The organism is Acinetobacter sp. ANC 5054 (assembly GCF_002135295.1).
Taxonomy (GTDB): domain Bacteria; phylum Pseudomonadota; class Gammaproteobacteria; order Pseudomonadales; family Moraxellaceae; genus Acinetobacter.
Window position 1 is genome coordinate 20951 of record NZ_NEGG01000016.1, and the last position, 24018, is coordinate 44968.

19 protein-coding genes are annotated in these 24018 nt (G+C 41.6%); 9 read left to right on the forward strand and 10 right to left on the reverse strand.

The genetic code is table 11. From position 1 onward, the window contains the following. From cysG to rplU, 7 genes are all read right to left on the reverse strand, one after another. Positions 1 to 1380: a siroheme synthase CysG gene (gene cysG, locus B9T33_RS14490; protein ID WP_086179597.1), complete on the reverse strand. Its 1380-nt coding sequence runs from the start codon at positions 1378 to 1380 to the stop codon at positions 1 to 3. Positions 1381 to 1453: 73 nt separating this feature from the next. Next, the gene (serS, locus tag B9T33_RS14495; RefSeq protein WP_086179598.1) at positions 1454 to 2725 is read right to left on the reverse strand and encodes a serine--tRNA ligase; all 1272 of its coding nucleotides are present in this window, start codon (positions 2723 to 2725) and stop codon (positions 1454 to 1456) included. Positions 2726 to 2842: 117 nt separating this feature from the next. Then, positions 2843 to 3634: an RsiV family protein gene (locus tag B9T33_RS14500; RefSeq protein WP_086179599.1), complete on the reverse strand. Its 792-nt coding sequence runs from the start codon at positions 3632 to 3634 to the stop codon at positions 2843 to 2845. A 160-nt stretch (positions 3635 to 3794) separates the two neighbouring features. Continuing rightward, a complete protein-coding gene (gene lolA / locus B9T33_RS14505) occupies positions 3795 to 4490 on the reverse strand; it encodes an outer membrane lipoprotein chaperone LolA (RefSeq protein WP_086179654.1) in 696 nt (231 codons plus the stop codon). A 210-nt stretch (positions 4491 to 4700) separates the two neighbouring features. After that, positions 4701 to 6443, reverse strand: a complete 1743-nt coding sequence (locus tag B9T33_RS16655; protein ID WP_086179600.1) for a YadA family autotransporter adhesin — start codon at positions 6441 to 6443, stop codon at positions 4701 to 4703. A gap of 177 nt (positions 6444 to 6620) precedes the next feature. After that, positions 6621 to 6875: a 50S ribosomal protein L27 gene (rpmA, locus tag B9T33_RS14515; RefSeq protein ID WP_005097774.1), complete on the reverse strand. Its 255-nt coding sequence runs from the start codon at positions 6873 to 6875 to the stop codon at positions 6621 to 6623. Between the two features lie 19 nt (positions 6876 to 6894). After that, complete coding sequence (gene rplU / locus B9T33_RS14520; RefSeq protein WP_086176296.1) at positions 6895 to 7206, reverse strand: 50S ribosomal protein L21; 312 nt, start codon at positions 7204 to 7206, stop codon at positions 6895 to 6897. A 447-nt stretch (positions 7207 to 7653) separates the two neighbouring features. Between rplU and sdsA the strand changes: the two genes are divergently transcribed. The 8 genes from sdsA (at position 7654) to B9T33_RS14560 (ending at position 18356) form a co-directional block, all read left to right on the forward strand. Further along, positions 7654 to 8631: an All-trans-nonaprenyl-diphosphate synthase gene (gene sdsA, locus B9T33_RS14525; RefSeq protein ID WP_086179601.1), complete on the forward strand. Its 978-nt coding sequence runs from the start codon at positions 7654 to 7656 to the stop codon at positions 8629 to 8631. A gap of 30 nt (positions 8632 to 8661) precedes the next feature. Continuing rightward, on the forward strand, positions 8662 to 10716 hold the full coding sequence (locus B9T33_RS14530; protein ID WP_086179602.1) for a site-specific recombinase: 2055 nt from the start codon (positions 8662 to 8664) through the stop codon (positions 10714 to 10716). A gap of 149 nt (positions 10717 to 10865) precedes the next feature. Further along, the gene (locus tag B9T33_RS14535) at positions 10866 to 11462 is read left to right on the forward strand and encodes a phosphatase PAP2 family protein (RefSeq protein WP_086179603.1); all 597 of its coding nucleotides are present in this window, start codon (positions 10866 to 10868) and stop codon (positions 11460 to 11462) included. A gap of 42 nt (positions 11463 to 11504) precedes the next feature. Further along, positions 11505 to 12770 (forward strand): efflux RND transporter periplasmic adaptor subunit, encoded by a 1266-nt coding sequence (locus B9T33_RS14540; protein ID WP_086179604.1) that lies wholly within the window; start codon positions 11505 to 11507, stop codon positions 12768 to 12770. Positions 12771 to 12782: 12 nt separating this feature from the next. Beyond that, the gene (locus B9T33_RS14545; RefSeq protein WP_086179605.1) at positions 12783 to 15962 is read left to right on the forward strand and encodes an efflux RND transporter permease subunit; all 3180 of its coding nucleotides are present in this window, start codon (positions 12783 to 12785) and stop codon (positions 15960 to 15962) included. Continuing rightward, positions 15962 to 17413, forward strand: coding sequence for a multidrug efflux RND transporter AdeIJK outer membrane channel subunit AdeK (adeK, locus tag B9T33_RS14550; RefSeq protein WP_086179606.1), 1452 nt, complete (start codon positions 15962 to 15964; stop codon positions 17411 to 17413). The genes B9T33_RS14545 and adeK overlap by 1 nt, the downstream gene beginning before the upstream one ends. 148 nt (positions 17414 to 17561) lie before the next feature. Next, positions 17562 to 17918, forward strand: coding sequence for a YbjQ family protein (locus tag B9T33_RS14555; protein ID WP_086179607.1), 357 nt, complete (start codon positions 17562 to 17564; stop codon positions 17916 to 17918). A gap of 3 nt (positions 17919 to 17921) precedes the next feature. Next, the gene (locus tag B9T33_RS14560; RefSeq protein WP_086179608.1) at positions 17922 to 18356 is read left to right on the forward strand and encodes a YbjQ family protein; all 435 of its coding nucleotides are present in this window, start codon (positions 17922 to 17924) and stop codon (positions 18354 to 18356) included. 195 nt (positions 18357 to 18551) lie between these two features. On the opposite strand, the gene B9T33_RS14565 is transcribed toward B9T33_RS14560, so the two are convergent. From B9T33_RS14565 to B9T33_RS14575, 3 genes are all read right to left on the reverse strand, one after another. Continuing rightward, positions 18552 to 19232: a hypothetical protein gene (locus B9T33_RS14565; protein WP_086179609.1), complete on the reverse strand. Its 681-nt coding sequence runs from the start codon at positions 19230 to 19232 to the stop codon at positions 18552 to 18554. Between the two features lie 121 nt (positions 19233 to 19353). After that, positions 19354 to 20160: an SDR family oxidoreductase gene (locus B9T33_RS14570; RefSeq protein ID WP_086179610.1), complete on the reverse strand. Its 807-nt coding sequence runs from the start codon at positions 20158 to 20160 to the stop codon at positions 19354 to 19356. Positions 20161 to 20205: 45 nt separating this feature from the next. Further along, entirely contained in the window at positions 20206 to 20877 is a 672-nt protein-coding gene (locus B9T33_RS14575) for a hypothetical protein (protein WP_086179611.1), read from the reverse strand. A 183-nt stretch (positions 20878 to 21060) separates the two neighbouring features. Between B9T33_RS14575 and B9T33_RS14580 the strand changes: the two genes are divergently transcribed. Then, the gene (locus tag B9T33_RS14580) at positions 21061 to 23955 is read left to right on the forward strand and encodes a valine--tRNA ligase (RefSeq protein WP_086179612.1); all 2895 of its coding nucleotides are present in this window, start codon (positions 21061 to 21063) and stop codon (positions 23953 to 23955) included. The last annotated feature ends 63 nt before the right edge of the window (positions 23956 to 24018 follow it).

The window sequence follows — 24018 nt, forward strand, 5'->3', positions numbered from 1 at the left end:
TCAATCCAGCCATTGAAGTTGTTCACGCAGACTCACCACATCACCAATAATCGTCAATGTAGGCGCCTGAATTTGGTATTCACTGACTTTAGATGCAATATCTGCCAAAGTACCCACCACAACTTTCTGTTCTGGTGTTGTTCCCTTAGAGATCAAAGCTACTGGCATATCTGGACGCTGACCATGTGCAATCAACTTTTCACAAATACTTTCTAAGCCTACCAAGCCCATATACAGCACAAGCGTCTGATTTTGATAGACCAGCTCATTCCAAGGTAGTTCTGGTGAACCCTCTTTGAGATGACCTGTCAAAAAGCGAACACTTTGCGCATAGTCACGATGTGTTAGTGGAATCCCTGCATAAGCAGAACAGCCCGAAGCTGCTGTAATACCCGGCACGACTTGGAATGCCACACCTGCTGCAAACAGTTCTTGGATTTCTTCACCGCCACGACCAAAGATAAACGGATCACCACCTTTTAAGCGGCATACACGTTTGCCCTCACTCGCATACTTAACCAACAAGGCATTGATACCTTCTTGTGGTACGGCATGATTAGAACGTGCCTTACCCACATAGATTTTTTCAGCATCACGGCGGCATAAATCCATAATTGGCGCTGAGACTAAACGGTCGTAAATCACGACATCGGCTTGTTGCATAAGGCGCAATGCTTTCAGCGTCAGTAGCTCAGGATCGCCCGGGCCTGCACCGACCAAGTAAACTTCACCTTTCGGCTTTTGCCATTCATTTAAAGCTTGTTGGATCAGCTCATCTGCAGCAGCAAGATTGTCATTGAACACTTGCTCTTTCAGTGGACTTGCATATAAGTCTTCCCAAAAAATGCGGCGCTCATCTGGATTAACAATTTTGCTTTTTACCGCAGCGCGCCATTTTCCAGAAAATTCAGCCAGTTTGCCCATGCCATGCGGTATTGAGCTTTCTAACTGGGTTCGTATTTGACGTGAGAGCACAGGTGATGTGCCATTGGTTGCAACAGAGATGACTAGCGGAGAACGATCAATTATCGCTGGTACCATAAATCGACAATGCGGAGGATCATCGACACTATTCACCAAAACATTTTCAGCTTCGCAGGCTTCAAACACAGCTTGATTAATGGCTTTATCATTGGTTGCGGCTATAACCAAACGGTACGCGCGCAAATTGACTTGAGTATCTTGAAAGCGTGAATTGAGATATTGCCCTTGGCTATGTGTAACCAATTGCATTAATTCATCTTCTATTTCGGGTGAAAGCACCGTAAGGTAAGCACCTGCTTTTGCAAGCAGCACCGCCTTACGATATGCAATTCGACCACCACCAACAATCAGACAAGGTTGCTGTTGCAACTTCAACGAGATTGGAAAAATATCCACACACTACCTCAGTATTTTAAATCTGATTGTCTTAAGCAAATTTTGTGCACAAACGTATGCACTTTATCGACAATTAATCGATAAATTCTGCACCGCCCATATATGGACGAAGTACAGTTGGAATTTCGATTGAACCATCCGCACGTTGGTAGTTTTCCATCACAGCAAGCAAGGTACGACCCACTGCTAGACCTGAACCATTTAATGTATGCACAAATTCAGTTTTCTTTTGGTCTGCACGGTAGCGTGCTTTCATACGACGCGCTTGGAAGTCACCCATGCATGAACATGAAGAAATTTCGCGATAGGTATTTTGGCTCGGTACCCAAACTTCTAAGTCATAAGTTTTAATTGCACCAAAGCCCATATCACCCGCACATAGTACAACTTTACGATATGGCAGACCTAATGCTTGAAGGATACCTTCAGCATGACCTGTTAACTGTTCCAATGCATCCATAGAAGTTTCAGGTTTTACAATCTGAACCATTTCTACTTTGTCGAATTGGTGCTGACGGATCAAACCACGTGTATCACGACCATATGAACCCGCTTCACTACGAAAACATGGGGTATGTGCTGCATATTTTAGTGGTAGACGTTCTGGGTCAATAATTTCGTCACGTACGAAGTTGGTTACAGGAACTTCAGCCGTTGGAATGAGGTAATACTCTTTCTCACCTTGAAGTTTGAACAAATCTTCTTCAAATTTTGGTAACTGACCTGTACCACGTAATGAATCAGCATTCACTAAATAAGGTACGTAAGCTTCGGTATAACCATTTTCCAAAGTATGTGTATTTAACATAAATTGGGTGATTGCACGTTGTAAGCGAGCCAATGGACCTTTTAATACGCTAAAACGTGTACCTGTTAATTTTGTTGCAGTTTCAAACTCTAAACCGCCCATCATTTCACCAAGATCAGTATGATCTTTGATATCGAAATCAAATTGGCGAGGTGTGCCCCATTTTAAAACTTCAACATTGTCATTTTCGTCTTTACCTTCAGGTACAGACTCATGTGGCAAGTTTGGAATAGATAAAGATTTAGCTTCGAGTTCAGCCTGAAGCTCAGAAAGTGCAACTTCTGCGGCTTTAATTTCATCGCCAATTGCAGACATGCGTGCCATGATTTCAGAGGCATCGCCGCCTGCTTTTTTAATTTGGCCAACTTGTTTTGCACCAGCATTACGTTCAGCTTGCAAAGACTCAGTTTTTGACTGAATTTCTTTACGGCGAGCTTCAAGGTCTGCCCACTCTGCGACGTTAAGTTGAACACCACGTTTTGCTAAGGCTAAATTTACAGCCTCAATATTATTTCTGAGTAATTTCGGGTCGATCATAGCCAATCTGAAGTAAAGAAAAAAACTGGCTATAGTGTAAGCTCTTAACACTGAAAAATACAGTGATCGAGCTTACAGCTGCCCCATATTAAACCAATATTCTTGCTTCAAATTGTCTTATTTAGTTTCGTAATTTGGCAAACTTGGTAAATATTCAGGTTTAAATAGTCCTTTAGCCATAAAGTAAGGGAGTTTTAGTTCAGGCATTCCCTCTGCATAGCTCGCCAATTCATATAGTGGGTAAGCAAATACAATTCCGTTAGCGCCATAATAAAAATTATCGCTTAATTGCAGTTTTGAACGCTCAATATCGTGGCTATCTAACCACATAAAGTTTGCATCAAATAGTGCGCTAATCACTTTCGCGTCTGCACCTTTCACCAATACATCCTGTAAAGCCAAGCGTTTTTTTGCTTTTAAATCAAAATTGACATATTCAACATGAGACATGCCGTGAGCAGCATGTGCTGCATAGGTATAGCTTTCGATAGCAAATGTCGCGATATGTCCCCACTGACTAATATATCGAACAGAAGTTGTACTTTGACTTAAGCCTGCATCTGTCTTATCAGATAAATCAATTTTTTGATTAGGCTCAGTTGAAAATGCAATCGGATCTGCTTTTTTTATACGGTCATTAAAATATTGATTAATCCAATCGACATTGGTTTCAACTGTTTGAATGGTATATTGCGTACAACCTTCCGCATCACAAACCTGTGCTTTTGGCAATTGCATCGCAACTGATTTAGATTGAATCAAGGGAATGGTATCTGCCTGCACTGCTTTTTTTTGTGTTGCAGCAGGGTCTTCAACGGGTTCATTTCGCGGATGACATGCACTGAGTGTTCCCATTAAAAAAATCGCTGAAACAGCCGATGCCATCATGTTTATATGAGTTTTTTTCATCCCAGAATCTCTTTACCTACATTCAATCTTAAGCGCACTTACGCTTACTCGTATTAGCATACTACTAAATTGATAGTATCTTAGACTTGGTTGCTTTACATTTATCCATAAAAAAAGGAGCTGACTCGCGTCAACTCCTTTTTAAACATAATTGAATCAATTACTGATCAATAATGTCAGTTCCTTTAGGAGGAACAAAGTTAAATGTTGATGCTGGAATAGAGGCATTCACTTTTACATTGCTGAAACGTACATTGGTGGTTTGACCCAATGAATCTTGCAAAATCATTAATGTCGGTGCATTTTTCGCACCAAAACTAATCGTCAAACTTTGGAATACACCATCATCATTTTTTGGATATAAAGTGTAATAAGTTTTGGTTTTATTCGGTTGGGTAATACGGTAGCTTTTCATAATTTGAGAAGTATTACCTGACAATAACAAGGCCGGTGTATTTGCCACTTGATCATCTAAACTTTGACGGACCGCTTGTTGTAAGTCTGGGTCATAGATCCAAACAGTTTTACCTGTAGTTGCGATGGTTTGTTTTGATGGACTCGTCGTTTCCCAATAAAATTTACCTGGACGCTGCACTTTCATTACACCAGTAAAGGTTTGGTTCATGTGCTGTGCACTCAAGCCTTTTTTCTGTGTTGCTTTAGGATTGGTTACCTTAGTCGTTTGCTGAAAGTTCGCAGTAAAGCTTTTAATTCCAGATAATTGTTTCACCAAGTTTGCTGTCGCTTGCTGCTCCGACGCTGCAACTGGCGCAGCGAATACAGTTGTACTCATTAGCGGTGCCAGAGTCGCTGCACCTAGTGCCATAGCACAGATGGTTTTACGAAGCATTTTCATAATTTCACCTTTTATAATTTGCATCAAAGCAATTTGTTAGATGGCCCATCTTAAACCACTTTTGCTTACTAAATTTAGAGAATATAAGCAGTTTTGTATGGTTATTAATGCAAAAACAGCAATTTTATTCATCATGATGGAGATATTTGTACAAAAATAAAAAAGCTCCTGCCGTAGCAAGAGCTTTTTCAATTTTGTTTAATTAATTTTTTATTTCCACTGCCAGCCTATTGAAGCACCAGCACCGAAGTCACCTTCAGAATTAGTGGTTGCAGCAACTTTATATACATATTTATTGCTATCAGTTACACCACTAAAACCGACAGCATAACCTTGTGAACCTTCCCATGTACCGACACCCACACTGAACATATTGAATCCAGCTTCAGTCGGTTGCGGTAATGATGCAATTGCAATACTGGATGCAACCGCTCCATGAACACTGTCTTTGAAGTTATTAAAATTACGATTTAAATCATCAACGCGTTGGTTGGTGTAGCTATTTGCCTGATTTAAAATATTCGCACCATGCTGATCCGTATAAGCTTTAGAGTTATTAAGCACTTCCAAATCTGCTTGACGCATTTGTTTAACATTTACAGCATCCGTGTCTGCTGTACCTGCCGCCACATTGATAATTTGGCGTTCTCCACCCACCGACCCAACTGAAACAGTATTATCACGAGTAGAGGTTGATCCATTGCCAAGTACAACTGCATTGTTTGCAGAGGTGGTGATATTATTACCCATAACATAGGTATTATTACCAGCGACATTATTATTGGAACCCACCGCACCCGAACCATTGCCGCTCACTGTATTATTTACACCAAGCGCAACAGATTGATCTCCTGCAGAACTATTCCCCGCACCCACAGCAATCGCATCTTTCCCGTTTGCCGTTGGTTTTGGTGCTGTGTTCGCAACATTAGATTGGATTTTAACGTACGGATCACTGCCTTTTAAGCTCAATAGCCAGTCTGTTTCTGTACCTTCAAAACCGTTTTTAATAGCAAGTTCATAGGCACTAAAACCATTTGCACCTGTTAAGCCTTGATCACCCATTGCACCTTTAAGGCTTTCTAGCCATTGGTCTTCACTACCTTCAAAGCCATTATCGACTGCGACTTGATAAGCACTATCACCATCTAGACCATCTGTACCGCTAGCACCTTTTAAGCTTGCTAACCATTGAGTTTCTGTGCCTTCAAAACCATTTGTAACCGCAACTTCATAGGCACTATCACCATCTAGACCATTTGTACCATCTGTTCCATTAATGCCATCTTTACCCTTAAGGCTTGCTAACCACTGTGTTTCAGTTCCATCATAACCATTTGTAACTGCAACTTGATAAGCACTCGCACCGTTTAGACCATTAGCACCAGTGTCTCCCTTATCGCCTTTGGCTCCAGTAGCGCCTGTTGCACCTACAGCACCAGTATCACCTTTGGCTCCAGTAGCACCTGTTGCACCTACAGCACCAGTATCACCTTTGGCTCCAGCAGCACCTGTTGCACCCGTAGCGCCAGTGTCACCTTTTTTGCCTTTTTCGCCCTGTATACCTTGAAGACCTTGTTCACCCTGTGCACCTGTAGCGCCAGTGTCACCTTTTTCGCCCTGTATACCTTGAAGACCTTGTTCACCTTGAGGTCCCTGTGGTCCTACTGGACCTTGTTGTCCACCTCCTCCACATGTATGACAGCCAGGTTTTGGATGAGAACCACTACCACTACCTCCACCACCCGCCCAAGCGATTGAGCCCAAAGTTAGTAAAATACTTACAGCAAGCAATTTTGGTACGGTTTTAATGGCAGCCGAAACTGTGTCGGTATATTCAAATTTTGGATTTAAGTCTAAGCCGTTTTGCATAGTGAGTTTCTGGCTCTTATCAAGAAAGTCCCTTTTCTCAGAGTCGGCATTAATAAACACTGTTCTTAATATTTTATTCATGTCCTTATCCTTTTTGTATTTGCACTCCTCTATTACGCACTTTAAAAACTGTGACGCATATCACTATTTATGGTGATTTATTGTCGTAAACATCATTTGTAACAATCTAAAAAATGAATGAAACTTTTCTTGAGACGTAAAAAAACCCACATAAAGTGGGTTTTTTTCTATTAAAACTTACGCTTCAACAGATACGTAGCGACGACCGAATTGGCCTTTCACTTCGAATTTGATCACGCCGTCAGCAGTCGCGAACAAAGTATGGTCACGGCCCATACCTACGTTTTGACCAGCATGGAACTCAGTACCACGTTGACGAACGATAATGTTACCAGCAGTCACAGATTGACCGCCGTACATTTTAACACCTAACATTTTAGGATTCGAGTCACGACCGTTTTTAGTCGAACCACCGGCTTTTTTAGTTGCCATGTCTATTTACTCCTCGTAATTAGCCTGAAATAGCTGTAATTTTCAACTCAGTGAACCATTGACGGTGACCTTGTTGTTTACGATAGTGTTTACGACGACGCATTTTTACAATGCGGATTTTGTCGTGACGACCATGGCTAACTACTTCAGCAGTTACAGTAGCACCAGCAACCACTGGAGCACCGATTTGAATGCTTTCACCGTTAACAAGCATCAACACGTCATCAAAAGTAACAGTTGAGCCAGTTTCAGCTTTCAATAATTCTACTTTAAGGGTTTCACCCTCAACTACACGGTGTTGTTTACCACCGCTTTGGATTACTGCGTACATAAATGTACTCCAAACATGCCCGTGTTGTCGTGCCGGTAAAGGGATATACCGATCTTAAAACGATCGTCACTGGGGTTGTATAAGGGCAAGGATTTTAAGGGATAACCATAAAAACAACAAGCCATTTTGGCAAAATAATAGTTTATACCATGTATATTTTATAAACAGTTTATATTTACTGAGTTTAAATAAAGGTTTTGCTGAAGTTTTCAGTAAATTGAAATAGATTTTTAAATTCAATTCGCTACTATATAGGCCTCAGATTTAAGTGAACCATTAAAAAAGAGAGTTTGTGCTAAGGATTAGGTGAATAAATCGCCCCATACTTCGTGCTTGATGAAAAAATCACTTAAGATTAAGCCAATTAAGTCGCTTATTATCTGTTTTTGATAAAACAAATTGCTACACTACAACCGTAATTTAAAAATTATTGAGGTTCCCCTTCATATGACCATCGACTTTAAGCAAGATATTCTCGCGCCTGTTGCAACCGACTTTGCTGCGATGGACACATTCATTAATGAAGGGATTACTTCTAAAGTTGCCTTAGTCATGGCAGTGAGTAAGCATGTCGTTGAAGCTGGTGGTAAACGCATGCGTCCTATTATGTGTTTACTTGCAGCAAAGGCTTGCGGTGCAGATGATTTAGAGAAACATCGTAAACTCGCTGCGATTATTGAAATGTTACATACAGCGACATTGGTCCATGATGATGTCGTGGATGAATCTGGCTTGCGCCGTGGTCGCCCAACCGCAAATGCGACATGGAATAATCAAACAGCAGTTTTGGTCGGTGACTTTCTGATTTCACGTGCCTTTGATTTATTGGTCGATTTAGACAGTAAAGTTTTACTCAAAGACTTTTCTACAGGTACCTGTGAAATTGCGGAAGGTGAAGTGTTACAACTTCAATCACAACATCAGCCTGAAACCACTGAACAAACTTATTTAGATATTATTCATGGCAAAACTTCTCGCTTATTTGAGCTAGCAACCGAAGGTGCAGCAATTTTAACTGGCACACCTGAGTACCGTGAACCACTGCGTAAATTTGCAGGTCATTTTGGTAATGCCTTTCAAATTATTGACGATATTTTAGATTACACCTCAGATGCTGAAACATTAGGTAAAAATATTGGTGATGATTTGATGGAAGGTAAACCAACTTTACCTTTAATCTCTGCATTGAAGAATACGACGGGTGAAGAGCACGAGATTATCCGCCGTAGTATCGCAACAGGTGGTACGGCAGATTTAGAACGTGTCATCCAAATTGTCCAAAGTTCAGGTGCGCTTGATTATTGTAGCCAACGTGCAACTGAGGAAACAGATGCAGCTTTAACAGCCTTAAAAGCATTGCCTGACACAGAATATCGTCAAGCTTTAATCAATCTTGCGAACTTGGCATTACATCGAATTCAATAAAATTAATATTCAAAGTAATTCCCCTTGCCTATGCATATAAAACTTAATGATATCTTTTTAACCATGCAGCAACAGCTTGACACCCCTCGAGCTGTGTTGGATGAAAACTTGCTGATCGAATTGGTAAACCGAATTCGACCTGAAGATACAAAAAATACCGACGAAATTAAGAAAAAATTTCAAGCGTTCATTCAAGCATTACTCATTACACCAGATGCGACATCAACCCTACAAAGCTTTGTTCTTAGACTTATTAGCAAATATAAACAGACAAGTTTATACGCAGATACAGGGATCTTGTCTCTAGATGGCTTTTGGGGTCAGCTCTTTCAACGTTTAGGTGCACATTTTCTACCGCTCATCAATGATAAAACACAGCTACAAGATTTAGTACGCCATGTGTTCTACCATCCAAATGATAAATATTGGCTCGACAGTATTGATGACCAACAGTGGATTCAGCTCTTTCACCTGTTCAATCAGGGATACAGTAATCAAGATGAGAAAAGACAGATTCGTCGTGAGCTAATCAAAGCTATTACAGTACTGTCCTACCGAATCAGTGGTATTGGTTTATACCCTGAGTTTATTAATGCACAACCCGAGCTCACGGAATATGAATCGCCTTTTTTGGTTCAGAACCGTGAGATCAACGAATTTATTCAGCAATATAAAAAGCGCCATCAAAATGCTGAACAAATGAGTGTAGTGTTGCCACCAGATGCTTCACAAGCTTTAGTCATGCTTGAACAATGTCGTGATGTGGTACTAAAAATTCGTCGTGCTACCAAACGTATTGGTGTTAGTGTAAGCCTCACCTATCTATTGTCATTACTTGAACAATGTTTAGATCGTCTTGAAATTTTGCTGAATTTAATCGTTGAAGAAGACGATGTCCGTTATATCTCGATGGGCAGTTTACTCAATGATGTTACCTCTGCCATTTATAGTGAACGTAGTGTTCGAGACTTGCTGGCCACCAATAGTGAATTGGTTGCGCTACAAGTCACCGAAAATGCCAGTAAAACTGGTGAACATTATGTAAGTACAGATAAACAAGGCTTCATGAGCATGTATCGCTCGGCAGCGGGTGCAGGTGTGATTATTGCCTGCATGGCAACACTCAAAGTCCTCATGACACGTGCCACTATGGCACCGTTAATGCAAGCGATTTCCTATAGCCTGAACTATTCCTTCGGTTTTATGTTGATTCATGTGCTGCACTTTACTGTAGCGACCAAACAGCCCGCGATGACAGCTGCCGCGTTAGCTTCTACGGTTCAACACCGCAAAGGCTCGAAAATGGCGCAAATTGCCGAACTTGCCGCACTGATTATTAACATTATTCGAACGCAGTTTATTGCCATTTTAGGCAACATTAGTATTGCAATTCCTGTAGCTGCACTGATTACCCTAAGTTGGGATATGGCACTACATGAACCCTTAATGAATCACGCCAAAGCAGCCAAAACCTTACATGATTTAAATCCTTTTACCTCTTTGGCCATCCCCCATGCAGCTATTGCTGGCGTTTGCTTGTTTTTGTCAGGTTTGATTGCGGGCTATTTTGACAACATGGCGGTGTATCGTAAGGTTGGGCCGCGTATTCAAGCACATCGCAAACTCAAAAACCTGTTAGGTCAGGAAAGACTCAATAAATTTGCAGCTTATATTGAGCGCAACCTAGGTGCATTGGCTGGTAATTTTCTGTTCGGGATCATGCTTGGTAGCATGGGAACACTGGGTTATATACTCGGTCTGCCACTCGACATTCGTCACATTGCCTTCGCGTCAGCCAACTTTATCCAAGGTCTAATCAATATTAATGGTTCCCCTGACATTGGTTTAATTATTGTGTCATTTTTAGGCGTGCTACTGATTGGTCTCACCAACTTATTCGTCAGTTTCACGTTAACTATTATTGTAGCTTTACGTGCAAGACGTGTAAGATTTGAACAATGGAAACCATTAGCGAAATTGGTGATGACCCATTTTCTCACACGTCCAAGTGATTTCTTCTGGCCCCCAAAAACACCACTTGAAGTCGAAGATGGCAACTCTTCCCATAAAAATACCCATTCATAATTTTGTTGTTTTATTGAGTTATGCTTTTTTGGATACAAAAAATAAAATCAGCATAATTTACACAGACTTGAAATAAAGTGTACTGATGAGTACACTTTAGACCATGAATTAACCGCGCTCAAACCGGTTAAAATGACAAGGAATTAAGCATGCCGCGAAGGTTGCTGCTTGTTGGTTGTTTGGTATTAATTATCAGCGTGTTGTCTTTAAATTCAAGCGTGTTAAATCACTTAGATTTAGCTACGGTTGAATGGATGAGCCAGCACCGTTTTGCTGTTTTTGATCAAATTGCCATCGGGCTTTCAACACTAGGCGGCATGCCTTTTGTATTATTTTTCACCACGCTCTGGTGTTTATGTCTGGCGTGGTATAAAAAATATGCAGAAATTGTTTTTATCAGTATAGGTATCTTCGGAAGTATAAGTTTTGCATGGCTGCTTAAATTTACTTTCACCAGACCACGCCCCCCGGAAATTTATCATCTTGTAGCAACTTACGGGAGTTCTTTTCCAAGCGCACATAGCTGTTATGCAGCGGCGTTGGGTTGTCTGTTGATATTCATTTACCAGCAACACAGACAGCATAAACTGATTACTATATTGGCATTGATATGGATGCTGAGTATGGGAATATCAAGGGTCTATGTTGGTGTGCACTTTCCGTCTGATGTCCTATCCGGTTGGAGCATAAGTTTTATTTGGATCGCGCTACTTTATTTGATCTACATCAAATGCAGTAAGCCCTAAACAAATGAATATTTTAGATAAGAATCTAATTGAGGTGGAACAATGATGTCTGCAAAGCTTTGGGCTCCCGCCCTGACTGCTTGCGCATTGGCAACAAGTATTGCACTTGTTGGTTGTAGCAAAGATCCTAAAGATGCACAGCAAGCTGCTGCTGCGCAACAAATGCCACCGACTGAAGTTGGTGTTGTTGTTGCCCAACCGCAAAGTGTTGAACAGTCTGTTGAACTTTCAGGCCGTACATCAGCTTATGAAATTTCAGAAGTACGCCCACAAACCAGTGGTGTGGTATTAAAACGTCTTTTTGCTGAAGGTAGCTATGTTCGTGAAGGACAGGCGCTTTACGAAATCGACTCTCGTACCAATCGCGCTTCTGCGGACAGTGCTCGTGCTGCTTTAACACGCCAACAAGCAAACTTAGGTGTGTTACGTGTTAAAGAAGGTCGTTACCGTCAGCTTGTGGGATCGAATGCGATTTCAAAACAAGAGTACGATGATATCGTTGCGCAAGTAAAACTGGCTGAAGCAGACGTTGCTGCATCTCAGGCAGAACTTAAAAATGCAGAAATTAACTTAGGTTTTTCAACTGTACGTGCACCTATTTCAGGTCAAACAAATCGTTCAACTGTCACAGCTGGTGCATTAGTAACTGCATCTCAGGCTGACCCTTTGGTTACTATTCAACGTCTTGATCCAATGTACGTTGATATTAACCAATCAAGTGCTGAACTCCTTCGCTTACGTCAACAGTTAAGCAAAGGTAATTTAGACAGCAGCAACAATACGAAAGTTAAACTTCGCCTTGAAGATGGTAGTGAATACCCAATTGAAGGTCGTTTAGCATTTTCTGATGCAAGTGTGAACCCAGATACCGGCACAGTGACTCTACGTGCAGTGTTTTCTAACCCGAACCATTTATTGCTTCCGGGTATGTTTGCCAATGCACGCATCGTACAAGGTGTAATTCCGAATGCTTACTTGATTCCACAAGCAGCGATTACACGTACACCAACGGGTCAAGCTATTGCAATGTTGGTAAATGCGAAAGGTGCAGTTGAATCTCGCCCAGTAACCACTGTGGGCACACAAGGTGCGAATTGGATTGTGACCCAAGGTTTAAATACGGGTGACAAAGTGATTGTGGACGGTATTGCGAAAGTAAAACCTGAACAACAAGTCGTAGCGAAACCTTATCAACCGCAAGCTGCTGCGCCACAAGGTGCTCAACAACCTGCTGCTGCAAAAGAACAAGGTAAAGCGACAGAACAAGCTGCCCCAAAAACTGAACAAAAAGCTACTTCAAACGCATAAGGAGTAGACTGAATGGCTCAATTCTTTATTCATCGCCCCATTTTCGCGTGGGTGATTGCATTGGTTATTATGCTGGCGGGTATACTCACGCTAACAAAAATGCCAATTGCACAGTATCCGACAATTGCACCGCCAACGGTGTCAATTTCTGCGACTTATCCAGGTGCATCTGCTGAAACTGTGGAAAACACCGTAACGCAGATCATCGAACAACAAATGAATGGTCTGGATGGCTTACGTTATATCTCGTCAAATAGTGCGGGTAACGGTCAGGCATCTATTACCTTAAACTTCGAACAAGGGATCGATCCTGATATCGCCCAAGTTCAAGTTCAAAATAAATTACAGTCAGCAACAGCACTTTTACCTGAAGACGTACAACGTCAAGGCGTTAAAGTGACGAAGTCAGGCGCGAGCTTCTTGCAAGTTGTGGCTTTTCACTCACCTTCTGGTAAGTTAACTGCTGACGACATTAAGGACTATGTAAACTCGAATATTTCTGAACCGCTTAGCCGTGTGGCAGGTGTGGGTGAAGTCCAAGTATTCGGTGGTTCTTATGCAATGCGCATATGGCTTGACCCTGCCAAAATGGCAAACCTGAAAGTTACACCGAGTGACGTTGCAACTGCACTACGCACTCAAAATGCTCAGGTTGCTGTAGGTCAGTTAGGCGGTGCGCCTGCAACTGACGGTCAAGTTTTAAATGCGACCGTAACTGCTCAAAGCTTGTTACAAACACCAGAGCAGTTTAAAAACATTTTCCTACGTAACAGTATCGATGGTGCGCAAGTACGTTTAGGTGATGTTGCTCGTGTTGAACTCGGTGCAGATAACTATCAATTTAACTCTAAATTCAACAACAACCCTGCAGGCGGTGTAGCAATTAAACTGGCAACTGGTGCAAACGCATTGGATACCGCAGCAGCTGTTGAAGCACGTTTAAAAGAATTACGTCCAAACTATCCAGACGGTTTAGAAGATACATTAGCCTTTGATACAACACCGTTCATTAAACTTTCGATTGAAAGTGTTATGCACACATTGTTAGAAGCGATCTTACTTGTATTCTTCGTGATGTTCTTGTTCTTACAGAACTGGCGTGCAACCATTATTCCAACACTCGCTGTACCTGTCGTTGTATTGGGTACATTTGCGATCATTAACTTATTCGGCTTCTCGATTAACACCTTAACTATGTTTGCGATGGTACTAGCGATTGGTCTCTTAGTGGATGACGCAATTGTTGTGGTGGAAAACGTCGAACGTGTGATGGTGGAAGAACACCTAGATCCTGTTCATGCAACCGAAATATCAATGAAACAGATTTCAGGTGCCTTAATCGGTATTACCTCTGTATTAACGGCGGTATTCGTACCAATGGCATTCTTTGGTGGTACAACTGGTGTTATTTATCGTCAGTTCTCAATCACGCTGGTAACAGCAATGATTCTGTCATTGATTGTGGCATTGACCTTTACCCCTGCTCTTTGTGCGACCATCTTGAAACAACATGAAAAAGATAAACCTGAAAGTAATGGTTTCTTTGCACGTTTCTTCCGTGGTTTTAACAATGGTTTTGACAAACTTGCCAATAAATACCAAGGTGGCGTGAACTTCATGACACACCATAAGATTTTCTCTGGTGTGATTTATGCTGTTGTGATTGGCTTACTGGTACTTTTATTCCAAAAATTACCTTCTTCATTCTTACCCGATGAAGACCAAGGCGTTGTCATGACGCTTGTACAGTTACCACCGAATGCTTCTTTAGAGCGTACGGATAAAACAGTAACTGCGATGACCAATTACTTCCTGAAAAATGAAGAAAAATATGTCGACTCTGTATTCAGTGTCGCCGGTTTCTCATTTACAGGTGTAGGTCAAAACGCGGGTCTGGCGTTTATTAAGTTAAAAGACTGGGAAGATCGTACGACCCCTGAGTCTCAAGTGGGTGCGATTATCCAACGTGGTATGGCATTGAACATGATTGTGAAGGATGCTTCTTACATCATGCCAATTCAATTACCAGCTATGCCTGAACTTGGTGTGAGTGCTGGCTTTAACCTTCAGTTGAAAGCATCTGCAGGTCAGACGCACCAACAACTTATCGATGCACGTAATATGGTGCTCGGTATGGCTGCTCAAGATAAACGCCTCATGGGTGTACGTCCGAACGGTCAAGAAGATACACCACAGTACAAAATTACGATCGATCAAGCTCAAGCAGGTGCTATGGGCGTGAGTATCTCTGAGATCAATACCACTATGGGTATGGCTTGGGGTGGTTCGTACATCAATGACTTCGTCGACCGTGGTCGTGTGAAGAAAGTATATGTACAAGGTGAAGCTGCCGCTCGTATGATGCCGGAAGACTTAAGCCAATGGTATGTCCGTAATAACCAAGGTACGATGGTTCCATTCTCAACATTCGCAACTGGCGAATGGACTTATGGTTCGCCTCGTCTTGAACGTTATAACGGTATTTCATCTGTGAACATTCAAGGTACGCCTGCTCCAGGTGTAAGCTCGGGTGACTCGATGAAAGCGATGGAAGAGATTATCCAAAAACTTCCGTCTATGGGTGCGCCAGGCTTTGACTATGAATGGACTGGTTTATCACTTGAAGAACGTGACTCTGGTGCTCAAGCGCCATTCCTATACGCGCTTTCATTGTTAATTGTATTCCTTTGTCTTGCAGCACTTTACGAGAGCTGGTCTATTCCATTCTCTGTATTGCTTGTTGTACCACTCGGTGTACTCGGTGCCCTACTGTTAACTTTCCTTGGTATGGTATTCTTCAAAAATCCAAACTTATCGAATAACATCTACTTCCAAGTTGCAATTATTGCGGTGATTGGTCTTTCAGCCAAGAACGCCATCTTGATTGTAGAATTCGCTAAAGAGCTTCAGGAAAAAGGTGAAGATCTGTTTGATGCAACACTGCATGCAGCTAAAATGCGTTTGCGTCCAATCATCATGACCACCCTTGCCTTCGGTTTTGGTGTACTTCCACTTGCCCTTTCTACAGGTGCGGGTGCAGGTAGCCAGCACTCAGTCGGTTATGGTGTACTTGGTGGTGTAATCAGTTCGACCTTCTTAGGTATCTTCTTCATTCCTGTGTTCTACGTATGGATTCGAAGTATCTTCAAATACAAACCAAAAAAACAAAATAATCAGGAGCATATATCGTGATGCAAAATGTATGGTCTATTGCAGGTCGTAGCATTGCGGTTTCTTCACTTGCGCTTGCTTTGGCTGCCTGCCAAAGTATGCGTGGTCCAGAACCGGTTGTTCAGACCAATATTCCAGAAAGCTATACTGCAAGTGCTTCTGGCACTTCAGTGGCTGAACAGGGATATAAAGATTTCTTTGCTGACCAACGTCTGGTACAAGTTCTTGACCTTGCGTTAGCCAATAACCGTGACTTGCGCACGGCGGCATTGAACATTGAGCGTGCTCAGCAACAGTACCAAATCACTGCAAATGGCCAATTACCTACAATTGGTGCAAGTGGTAGCGTACTGCGTCAAGACACGATGAATTCAAAGCCAGTAACCTCTTACAATGTTGGTTTAGGTGTGACGGCTTATGAGCTTGATTTTTGGGGCCGCGTACGCAGCTTAAAAGACAATGCTTTAGATAGCTACCTTGCAACAGCAAGTGCTCGTGATGCAACGCAAATTGCACTCGTGGGTCAAGTTGCTCAAGCATGGTTGAACTATGCTTATGCCAATGCAAATTTAAAACTTGCAGATCAGACACTAAAAGCTCAGCTTGAATCTTACAATCTGAACAAAAAGCGTTTTGATGTGGGTATCGACAGTGAAGTTCCAGTTCGTCAGGCGCAAATTTCTGTAGAAACTGCACGTAACGATGTTGCGAACTACAAAACTCAGATCTCACAAGCTCATAACTTATTGAACCTCCTTGTAGGCCAGCAAGTTCCGTCTAACCTATTGCCTACACAACGTGTAACTCGTATTACTGCAAATAATACGATTGGCTCAGGTATTCCAAGTGACTTGTTAAATAACCGTCCAGATGTACGTGCTGCCGAATATCAACTTTCTGCAGCGGGTGCGAACATTGGTGCTGCAAAAGCACGTCTGTTCCCAACCATTAGCTTAACGGGTTCTGCGGGTTATGCTTCTACAGATTTGGGTGACTTGTTTAAATCAGGTAATTTTGTCTGGTCTGCGGGTCCAAGCTTGGATATTCCAATCTTTGACTGGGGCACGCGTAAAGCCAACATTAAAGTATCTGAAACAGATCAGAAAATTGCATTGTCTGATTATGAAAAATCAGTTCAATCTGCATTCCGTGAAGTCAATGATGCTTTAGCTGTTCGTCAAAACATCGGTGATCGCCTTGCTGCACAGCGTCGTTTAGTTGATGCAACCAACACCACTTATAAACTTTCAAATGCCCGCTTCCGTGCAGGTATCGATAGTTACTTAACCGTGTTAGATGCACAACGTGCATCTTATGCTGCTGAGCAAGGTTTATTGTTGCTTGAACAAGCTAACTTAAACAACCAAGTGGAATTATACAAAACCCTTGGTGGCGGTATGAAAACCAATACTTCTGATGCGGTTCAATATCAACCGTCAACAGCTGAGCGTAAAGCTGACGCTGCTAAATAAGTTTTGAACTAAAAAAAGTTCAGGTTGAAAAGCTCACTTCGGTGGGCTTTTTTATTGAATGAGAAGATTGGACTCAAAATGAATATATTGCTTTTTTTAGCCAATTTTCCTATCTTCAACACACCCTTTTTTATATTGATAACTAAAAATGCTTTTAAGTAACTTAGAATCTGTGCCAGGCCACACTATTACTCAACAACTCGATGTGGTGTATGGCAGTACTGTACGTAGTAAACATGTGGGTCGTGATTTTATGGCAGGACTCAAAAATATTGTCGGTGGCGAGCTCAAAGGCTACACCGAACTACTTGAAGAATCACGTCAAGAAGCCATGAGCCGTATGATCGATAAAGCCCGTGGTCTTGGAGCTAATGCGATTGTTGGTATTCGCTTCTCAACTTCAAATATTGCTCAAGGCGCTTCAGAGCTTTTTGTTTATGGCACTGCGGTACGTGTTGAAAATTCACAAACCTCACTTCCAGATCCATTCCCAACTCAAGGCTAAGTTATGGGCGCTTTTATATTTAAAGTCCTGATCTTTGTGGTGCTGTTTTGTATTGGCTGGGGCTTTGGTCGCCATGCTGAACAAAAGCATTTAAAAGAACTGGAAGCACAAGAAAAACGCCTATCCCACATTCGGATCGACAACAACCGCTTTAAAACTACTGATCGTCCGGGGCAACTTGTTTCAAGTAATGTGGTTATTTCACACGATTACTTTAAATATGTGATTGCCAATATTCAGAATTTCTTTGGTGGTCGACTGACCAGCTATGAAAGTGTGGTCGAGCGTGCGCGCCGTGAAGCTGTGGTTCGCTTAAAACAAGAAGCTGAAAATATGGGCGCAACCCAAATTATGGGCTTACGTTTAAGCACCACAGAACTGGGTATGCAAGGTGGCATGGTTGAAGTTTTTGCTTACGGTACGGCAATTCGGGGTTAATATTAATCATCCAATTTAAACGGTGATGAAATTTGATCAAATCAGCCATCAAATTTCATCATAGAACTTTATCTTACACAGTGATAAGAATTTGAATTGGTCTTTTTCTATTTAGCAGCAAAGATAAGACATGCACCCTCAAGCATATAAAAGTAACTACGTTTAATTTAAAAACAAGTGATCAACATTTCTAAACTAACGCGCCATTTCACATACCCATTGACTCGCTTTTTCAACGCATTTTTCCACGACTAAAGGATAATTGGTCAATTCTGTAAGATAAAATTCCTGCTGATCAAAACGAATAATGGATTGATATGTACCATCATCCATTTTAATGTCTAAACCGTTGTCTTTAATCCGATACATCGTATTTCCAACTGCCTTTCTAAACCCATCAAAATAATAAAAATTGATCTGATTATTCTGAATACTTAAAAAGCCTATTCCACCATAATACTGTGACTTATGATTGCGCATATCGATAATATGGACGTGGGTATTGTCATACACAAAACGCCCTACTTCTTTAAGCCTGCTGCTGTTTAAAATTGACAACTGCTCTGAAAAGATATGCCCATTTAATAAAATACATTGGACTGGACATTTTTTAATATCTGCCGCTGGGGTTTTTAAATATTGCTGATGATTTAAAATCTCAAAACGATATGGGATTTGACGTGTATCCAATTGAGCTGATGGCAGCCGTGTATTAATGTTCGAATTTTGAGTGTTATAAAATGTCGATTTCAGCCATTTCTGCGTATCAAAAAAATGTTCCCGCGGACGCCAACCTTGTTTCTGTTCTTCAGAAGGCTCTGCATACGCCCGCGCTTCTTCAACTAATCGATCAATCGGTTGAGCTGCGGACAACATTGGAACCGCTATTGAGCACAAGCAAAGTACGAAACAGCTGACGAATCTATAAAACTGATGTGATAGTTGTTTCATACCCTACTTAAACCTTAAAAAGTTCATACTAAAAATTTTAAACCTATTACTTCACTTTCGCTTTACGAATCATCTTATATAGTGTGCTCGGCGATAAACGAGCCACCCATGTGCCCAGCACTTCTTTGCTGCCGCCAACAACAATATACTCATCGCCTTTCAAGAGTGCTTTCACAGCTATTTTGGCAAACTCATCTGCTTCTAAACCATTTTCAATGGCTTCGTCCTGATGCCCTTGCGCTTTACCTGCACCATTTAAAGCATTAAATGACACATTGGTTTTAACAAAACCGGGGAAAATAACTGAAACATCGACGCCTTGATCCGCCACCTCAGCACGCAGACTGTTCGCCCACATATGTATAGCTGCTTTAGCTGCAGAATAAGTCGCACGATATTGTGTACCTAACAACCCTGCAACACTGGAGACAAAGGCAATACGCCCAGATTTCTGCGCAAGGAATGTTGGCAGTACGGTTTTAGTTAAAAAAACTTGCGAAAAATAATCCACTTCCATGATGGCACGTTCAGTCTGCATCGTCGTATCTGCAATTAATGCACGCTGACTCAAGCCGGCATTATTGATCAACCAGTCGATACGTCCTTTATGCGCAAGAACTTGCTCATAAGCATGACGCACTTGATTTTCATCGGTAATATCGGCCGTAACAGAAATATGTTGATCTGGATGAAGCAAAGTTACACGGACATTTTCAAGCTCTTCAAAACGGCGGGCAGTTAACACCACTTGTGCACCTTGCAAGGCGCACTCCTGCGCCAAAGCTTTCCCCAGTCCTGATGATGCACCTGTAATCCACACCACTTTCCCATTTAAATCATCTTGCTTTGCCATCATCTATTCCTTTTGAAAGTGCTAATTTATTCATTTATAAATATTTTATGCTTTATTTAATTCAGGCTCATTGTTTAAAAACACCATAAAATGGTCAAAATAATGGCTCATTGACTGTGCATCATAGATTTTTCCGAGCTTATCAAAACGTTTATAGCCCAATTGTGTAGTGAGATTAATCACACCCGTTAAAGTTTTATCGACTACTACGTTAAATTTCAGCATCTTTTTCGGTTCACGAACCAAATGTGTGACACCTGCATCGACGACTCGGGTAAAAGCATTTAAAGCAAGTGGAACATATTGATTTTGCCCTTCTTTCATATGCTCTACATATCCTAAGAGATCCGTTGCTAAAGACGCATCTATTGGATAATTCATGAAATGCTGTCCATCTGCTTCATAAAATCGTTCATAAAGATAATTCACCATCGGTAATAAACGATCATTGCCAAAAAATGAGACTGACCACGGCATATATTTACGTGTCGTTTCACGTATTTGCTGAATAATCTTTTCTGATTCATTGTCCCCAGATTTATTCAAACGTGCTAACTGACCAAACACTTGATCCAAAATTTCACAAGCAATATCCGCTAAGTTTTCACCCAGCGCTTTAGACTGACTTTCGGTTTCCCCTGCATTGAGCTTTTGATGAATCGTTTCAAAACGTTGATAAGTTGCAGGTTGAATCTTTAAAGAAATGGTATAAGTCATATGATATTGCTCCTTTTATCTTAGTTTTGGGATCAATGAATGTTTCTTATCTATGGTTCTATCATACGGACTCTATCATTAACTGCAAATCGAAAAAGTTAACATTCGACCAACATCCCTAATTCATATTTTTTTTTGCTACAATAGATGCAATTTTTTATTCACTTTTGATTTGTTCGAGCTATGACTGAATCTGCGCAAAATATTGCTACGACCTACGATCCTACCGAGATCGAGAAAAAATGGTACAAGACTTGGGAAGAAAACGGCTATTTCAAGCCGTCTAAAAATGGTGAATCATTTTGTATTATGATTCCGCCGCCTAACGTCACAGGCAGCTTGCACATGGGTCATGGTTTTAACAATGCCATTATGGATGCTTTGACTCGCTATAACCGTATGTCTGGTAAAAACACCTTATGGCAACCGGGTACTGACCATGCAGGTATTGCAACACAAATGGTTGTAGAGCGTCAGTTAGGTGCTGAAGGCGTAAGCCGTCATGACCTTGGCCGTGAAAAGTTCATCGAAAAAGTATGGGAATGGAAAGAACAATCTGGCGGTAATATTACCCGTCAAATTCGTCGTCTAGGCTCATCTGTAGACTGGTCACGTGAACGCTTCACTATGGATGACGGTCTTTCTAACGCAGTGAAAGAAGTATTCGTAAAACTGCATGAAGAAGGCTTGATCTACCGTGGTAAGCGCCTTGTAAACTGGGATCCAAAATTACAAACTGCCCTTTCTGACTTAGAAGTTGAGTCTGATAAAGAAGAAGCAGGTTCACTGTGGCACTTCAAATATTTCTTTGAAGACAAATCAATTCGTACCCACGATGGTAAAGATCACATCGTTGTTGCAACCACTCGTCCTGAAACACTACTTGGTGATACAGCAGTAGCTGTTGCGCTTGATGATGAACGCTATGCAGCACTTGTTGGCAAAAACATTATCTTGCCAATTACAGGTCGTGCAGTTCCAATCGTTAAAGACGAATATGTAGACAAAGAATTTGGTACAGGCTGTGTAAAAATCACCCCTGCACACGACTTCAATGACTATGAAGTGGGTAAACGCTGCGAATTGCCAATCATCAACATCTTCAACAAAAATGCTGAAGTGTTGGCTGAGTTTGAATACATCGCGAAAGCGGGCGAGCAAATTTCTAAAACCATTCCTGCTCCAGCAGACTACATTGGTTTAGAGCGTTTTGCTGCACGTAAAAAATTGGTTGCTCAAGCTGAAGCTGAAGGCTGGTTAGACCAAATTCAACCGTACACACTGAAACCACCTCGCGGTGACCGTTCAGGTGTAATCGTTGAGCCTCTACTTACTGACCAATGGTATGTGAAAATTGCACCGCTTGCTGAACCTGCAATTAAAGCGGTTAAAGATGGCGATATTAAATTCGTACCTGAGCAATACAGCAACATGTACATGGCTTGGATGAACAACATTCAAGACTGGTGTATTTCGCGTCAATTGTGGTGGGGTCACCGTATTCCAGCTTGGTACGATGCTGAAGGCAACGTATTTGTTGGTCGTGACGAAGATGAAGTTCGTGCGAAGAACGGTATTGCACCTGAAGTTGAATTAAAACAAGACGAAGATGTGCTTGATACATGGTTCTCTTCTGGTCTTTGGACATTCTCAACTTTAGGTTGGACTGGTGACGAAGCAAAAGATAAAGAAAACTACTTCTTAAATACCTTCCACCCGACTGATGTGTTGGTCACTGGTTTCGACATCATCTTCTTCTGGGTTGCCCGCATGATCATGATGACCATGCACTTCATGAAAAATGAAGATGGCACACCGCAAGTTCCGTTCAAAACGGTATATGTACACGGTTTGGTCCGTGATGGCGAAGGTCAGAAGATGTCTAAATCTAAGGGTAACGTACTTGACCCATTAGACTTGATTGATGGTGTTGACCTTGAAACTTTAGTACAAAAACGTACGACTGGTTTGATGAACCCGAAACAAGCATCGAAGATTGAAAAATCAACCCGTAAAGAATTCCCAGAAGGTATTCAATCTTACGGTACAGATGCGGTTCGTTTCACGTTCTGTGCGCTTGCCAACACTGGCCGTGACATTAAATTCGACATGAAACGTGTTGAAGGTTACCGTAACTTTGCCAACAAAATCTGGAACGCAACGCGTTTCGTGATGATGAACATTGAAGGTCAAACCATTGGTACTGAAGTTCGTCAAGATCTTTGGGAATTGCCTGAACAGTGGATCGTGAGCCGTCTGCAAAAAGCTGAACTTGCTGTTCAACAAGCTTTTGCAACCTACCGTTTGGACTTGGCTGCGCAAGCGATTTATGAGTTCATTTGGAATGAATACTGTGACTGGTATGTAGAGCTGACTAAGCCTGTTCTGAACGATGAAAATGTTTCTGAAGAGCGTAAAGCTGAGGTTCGTCGTATATTGCTTGCTGTGATGGAAGCGTCTTTACGTTTGGCTCACCCATTGATGCCTTACTTAACAGAAGAAATCTGGCAAACTCTTGCACCGAAACTTGGTATTTCTGGCGAAACTATTATGCTCGCGCAGTACCCTGTTGCTGAACAAGCGCTTGTGAATGAACAAGCTGAAGCGGATATGCAATGGCTTCAAGGTTTGATTGGTGCGGTACGTAACATCCGTGGTGAGATGGGTCTAGGTAATGCTCGCTTGTTGCCTGTACTTCTTCAAAACACGACTGAAGCAGAAAAAACACGTATTGCTCGTATTGAACCGTTGTTTAAAGCATTGGCTAAAGTTGAAAGCATTACGTTCCTTAGCGATGCTGAACAACCACCATTGTCTTCTTCTTCTGTAGTCGGTCATGTATCTGTATTCGTTCCAATGAAGGGTTTAATTGACCCTAAAGCGGAATTGGGTCGTCTACAAAAAGACTTAGACAAGGTTCAAAAACAGCATGACCAAATTGCAACTAAACTTTCTAACGAAGGTTTTGTGGCAAAAGCACCTGTAGCTGTGGTTGAAGGCGAGAAAGTAAAACTTGCTGAGTTTGCTGATCAGTTAGCGAAGATTAAAGCGAATATGGAGCAGATTGCAGCGCTTTAATGCTGTAATTTGATTCAAAAAAATCCCCTCTTAGTGAGGGGATTTTTTATTAAAATCATAATG

Coding starts and splice junctions, on each gene's coding strand:
- serS (WP_086179598.1), bottom strand. CDS start 2,725: ATGATCGACCCGAAATTACTCAGAAATAATATTGAGGCTGTAAATTTA.
- B9T33_RS14500 (WP_086179599.1), bottom strand. CDS start 3,634: ATGAAAAAAACTCATATAAACATGATGGCATCGGCTGTTTCAGCGATT.
- lolA (WP_086179654.1), bottom strand. CDS start 4,490: ATGAAAATGCTTCGTAAAACCATCTGTGCTATGGCACTAGGTGCAGCG.
- B9T33_RS16655 (WP_086179600.1), bottom strand. CDS start 6,443: ATGAATAAAATATTAAGAACAGTGTTTATTAATGCCGACTCTGAGAAA.
- rpmA (WP_005097774.1), bottom strand. CDS start 6,875: ATGGCAACTAAAAAAGCCGGTGGTTCGACTAAAAACGGTCGTGACTCG.
- rplU (WP_086176296.1), bottom strand. CDS start 7,206: ATGTACGCAGTAATCCAAAGCGGTGGTAAACAACACCGTGTAGTTGAG.
- sdsA (WP_086179601.1), top strand. CDS start 7,654: ATGACCATCGACTTTAAGCAAGATATTCTCGCGCCTGTTGCAACCGAC.
- B9T33_RS14530 (WP_086179602.1), top strand. CDS start 8,662: ATGCATATAAAACTTAATGATATCTTTTTAACCATGCAGCAACAGCTT.
- B9T33_RS14535 (WP_086179603.1), top strand. CDS start 10,866: ATGCCGCGAAGGTTGCTGCTTGTTGGTTGTTTGGTATTAATTATCAGC.
- B9T33_RS14540 (WP_086179604.1), top strand. CDS start 11,505: ATGATGTCTGCAAAGCTTTGGGCTCCCGCCCTGACTGCTTGCGCATTG.
- B9T33_RS14545 (WP_086179605.1), top strand. CDS start 12,783: ATGGCTCAATTCTTTATTCATCGCCCCATTTTCGCGTGGGTGATTGCA.
- adeK (WP_086179606.1), top strand. CDS start 15,962: ATGCAAAATGTATGGTCTATTGCAGGTCGTAGCATTGCGGTTTCTTCA.
- B9T33_RS14555 (WP_086179607.1), top strand. CDS start 17,562: ATGCTTTTAAGTAACTTAGAATCTGTGCCAGGCCACACTATTACTCAA.
- B9T33_RS14560 (WP_086179608.1), top strand. CDS start 17,922: ATGGGCGCTTTTATATTTAAAGTCCTGATCTTTGTGGTGCTGTTTTGT.
- B9T33_RS14565 (WP_086179609.1), bottom strand. CDS start 19,232: ATGTTGTCCGCAGCTCAACCGATTGATCGATTAGTTGAAGAAGCGCGG.
- B9T33_RS14570 (WP_086179610.1), bottom strand. CDS start 20,160: ATGGCAAAGCAAGATGATTTAAATGGGAAAGTGGTGTGGATTACAGGT.
- B9T33_RS14575 (WP_086179611.1), bottom strand. CDS start 20,877: ATGACTTATACCATTTCTTTAAAGATTCAACCTGCAACTTATCAACGT.
- B9T33_RS14580 (WP_086179612.1), top strand. CDS start 21,061: ATGACTGAATCTGCGCAAAATATTGCTACGACCTACGATCCTACCGAG.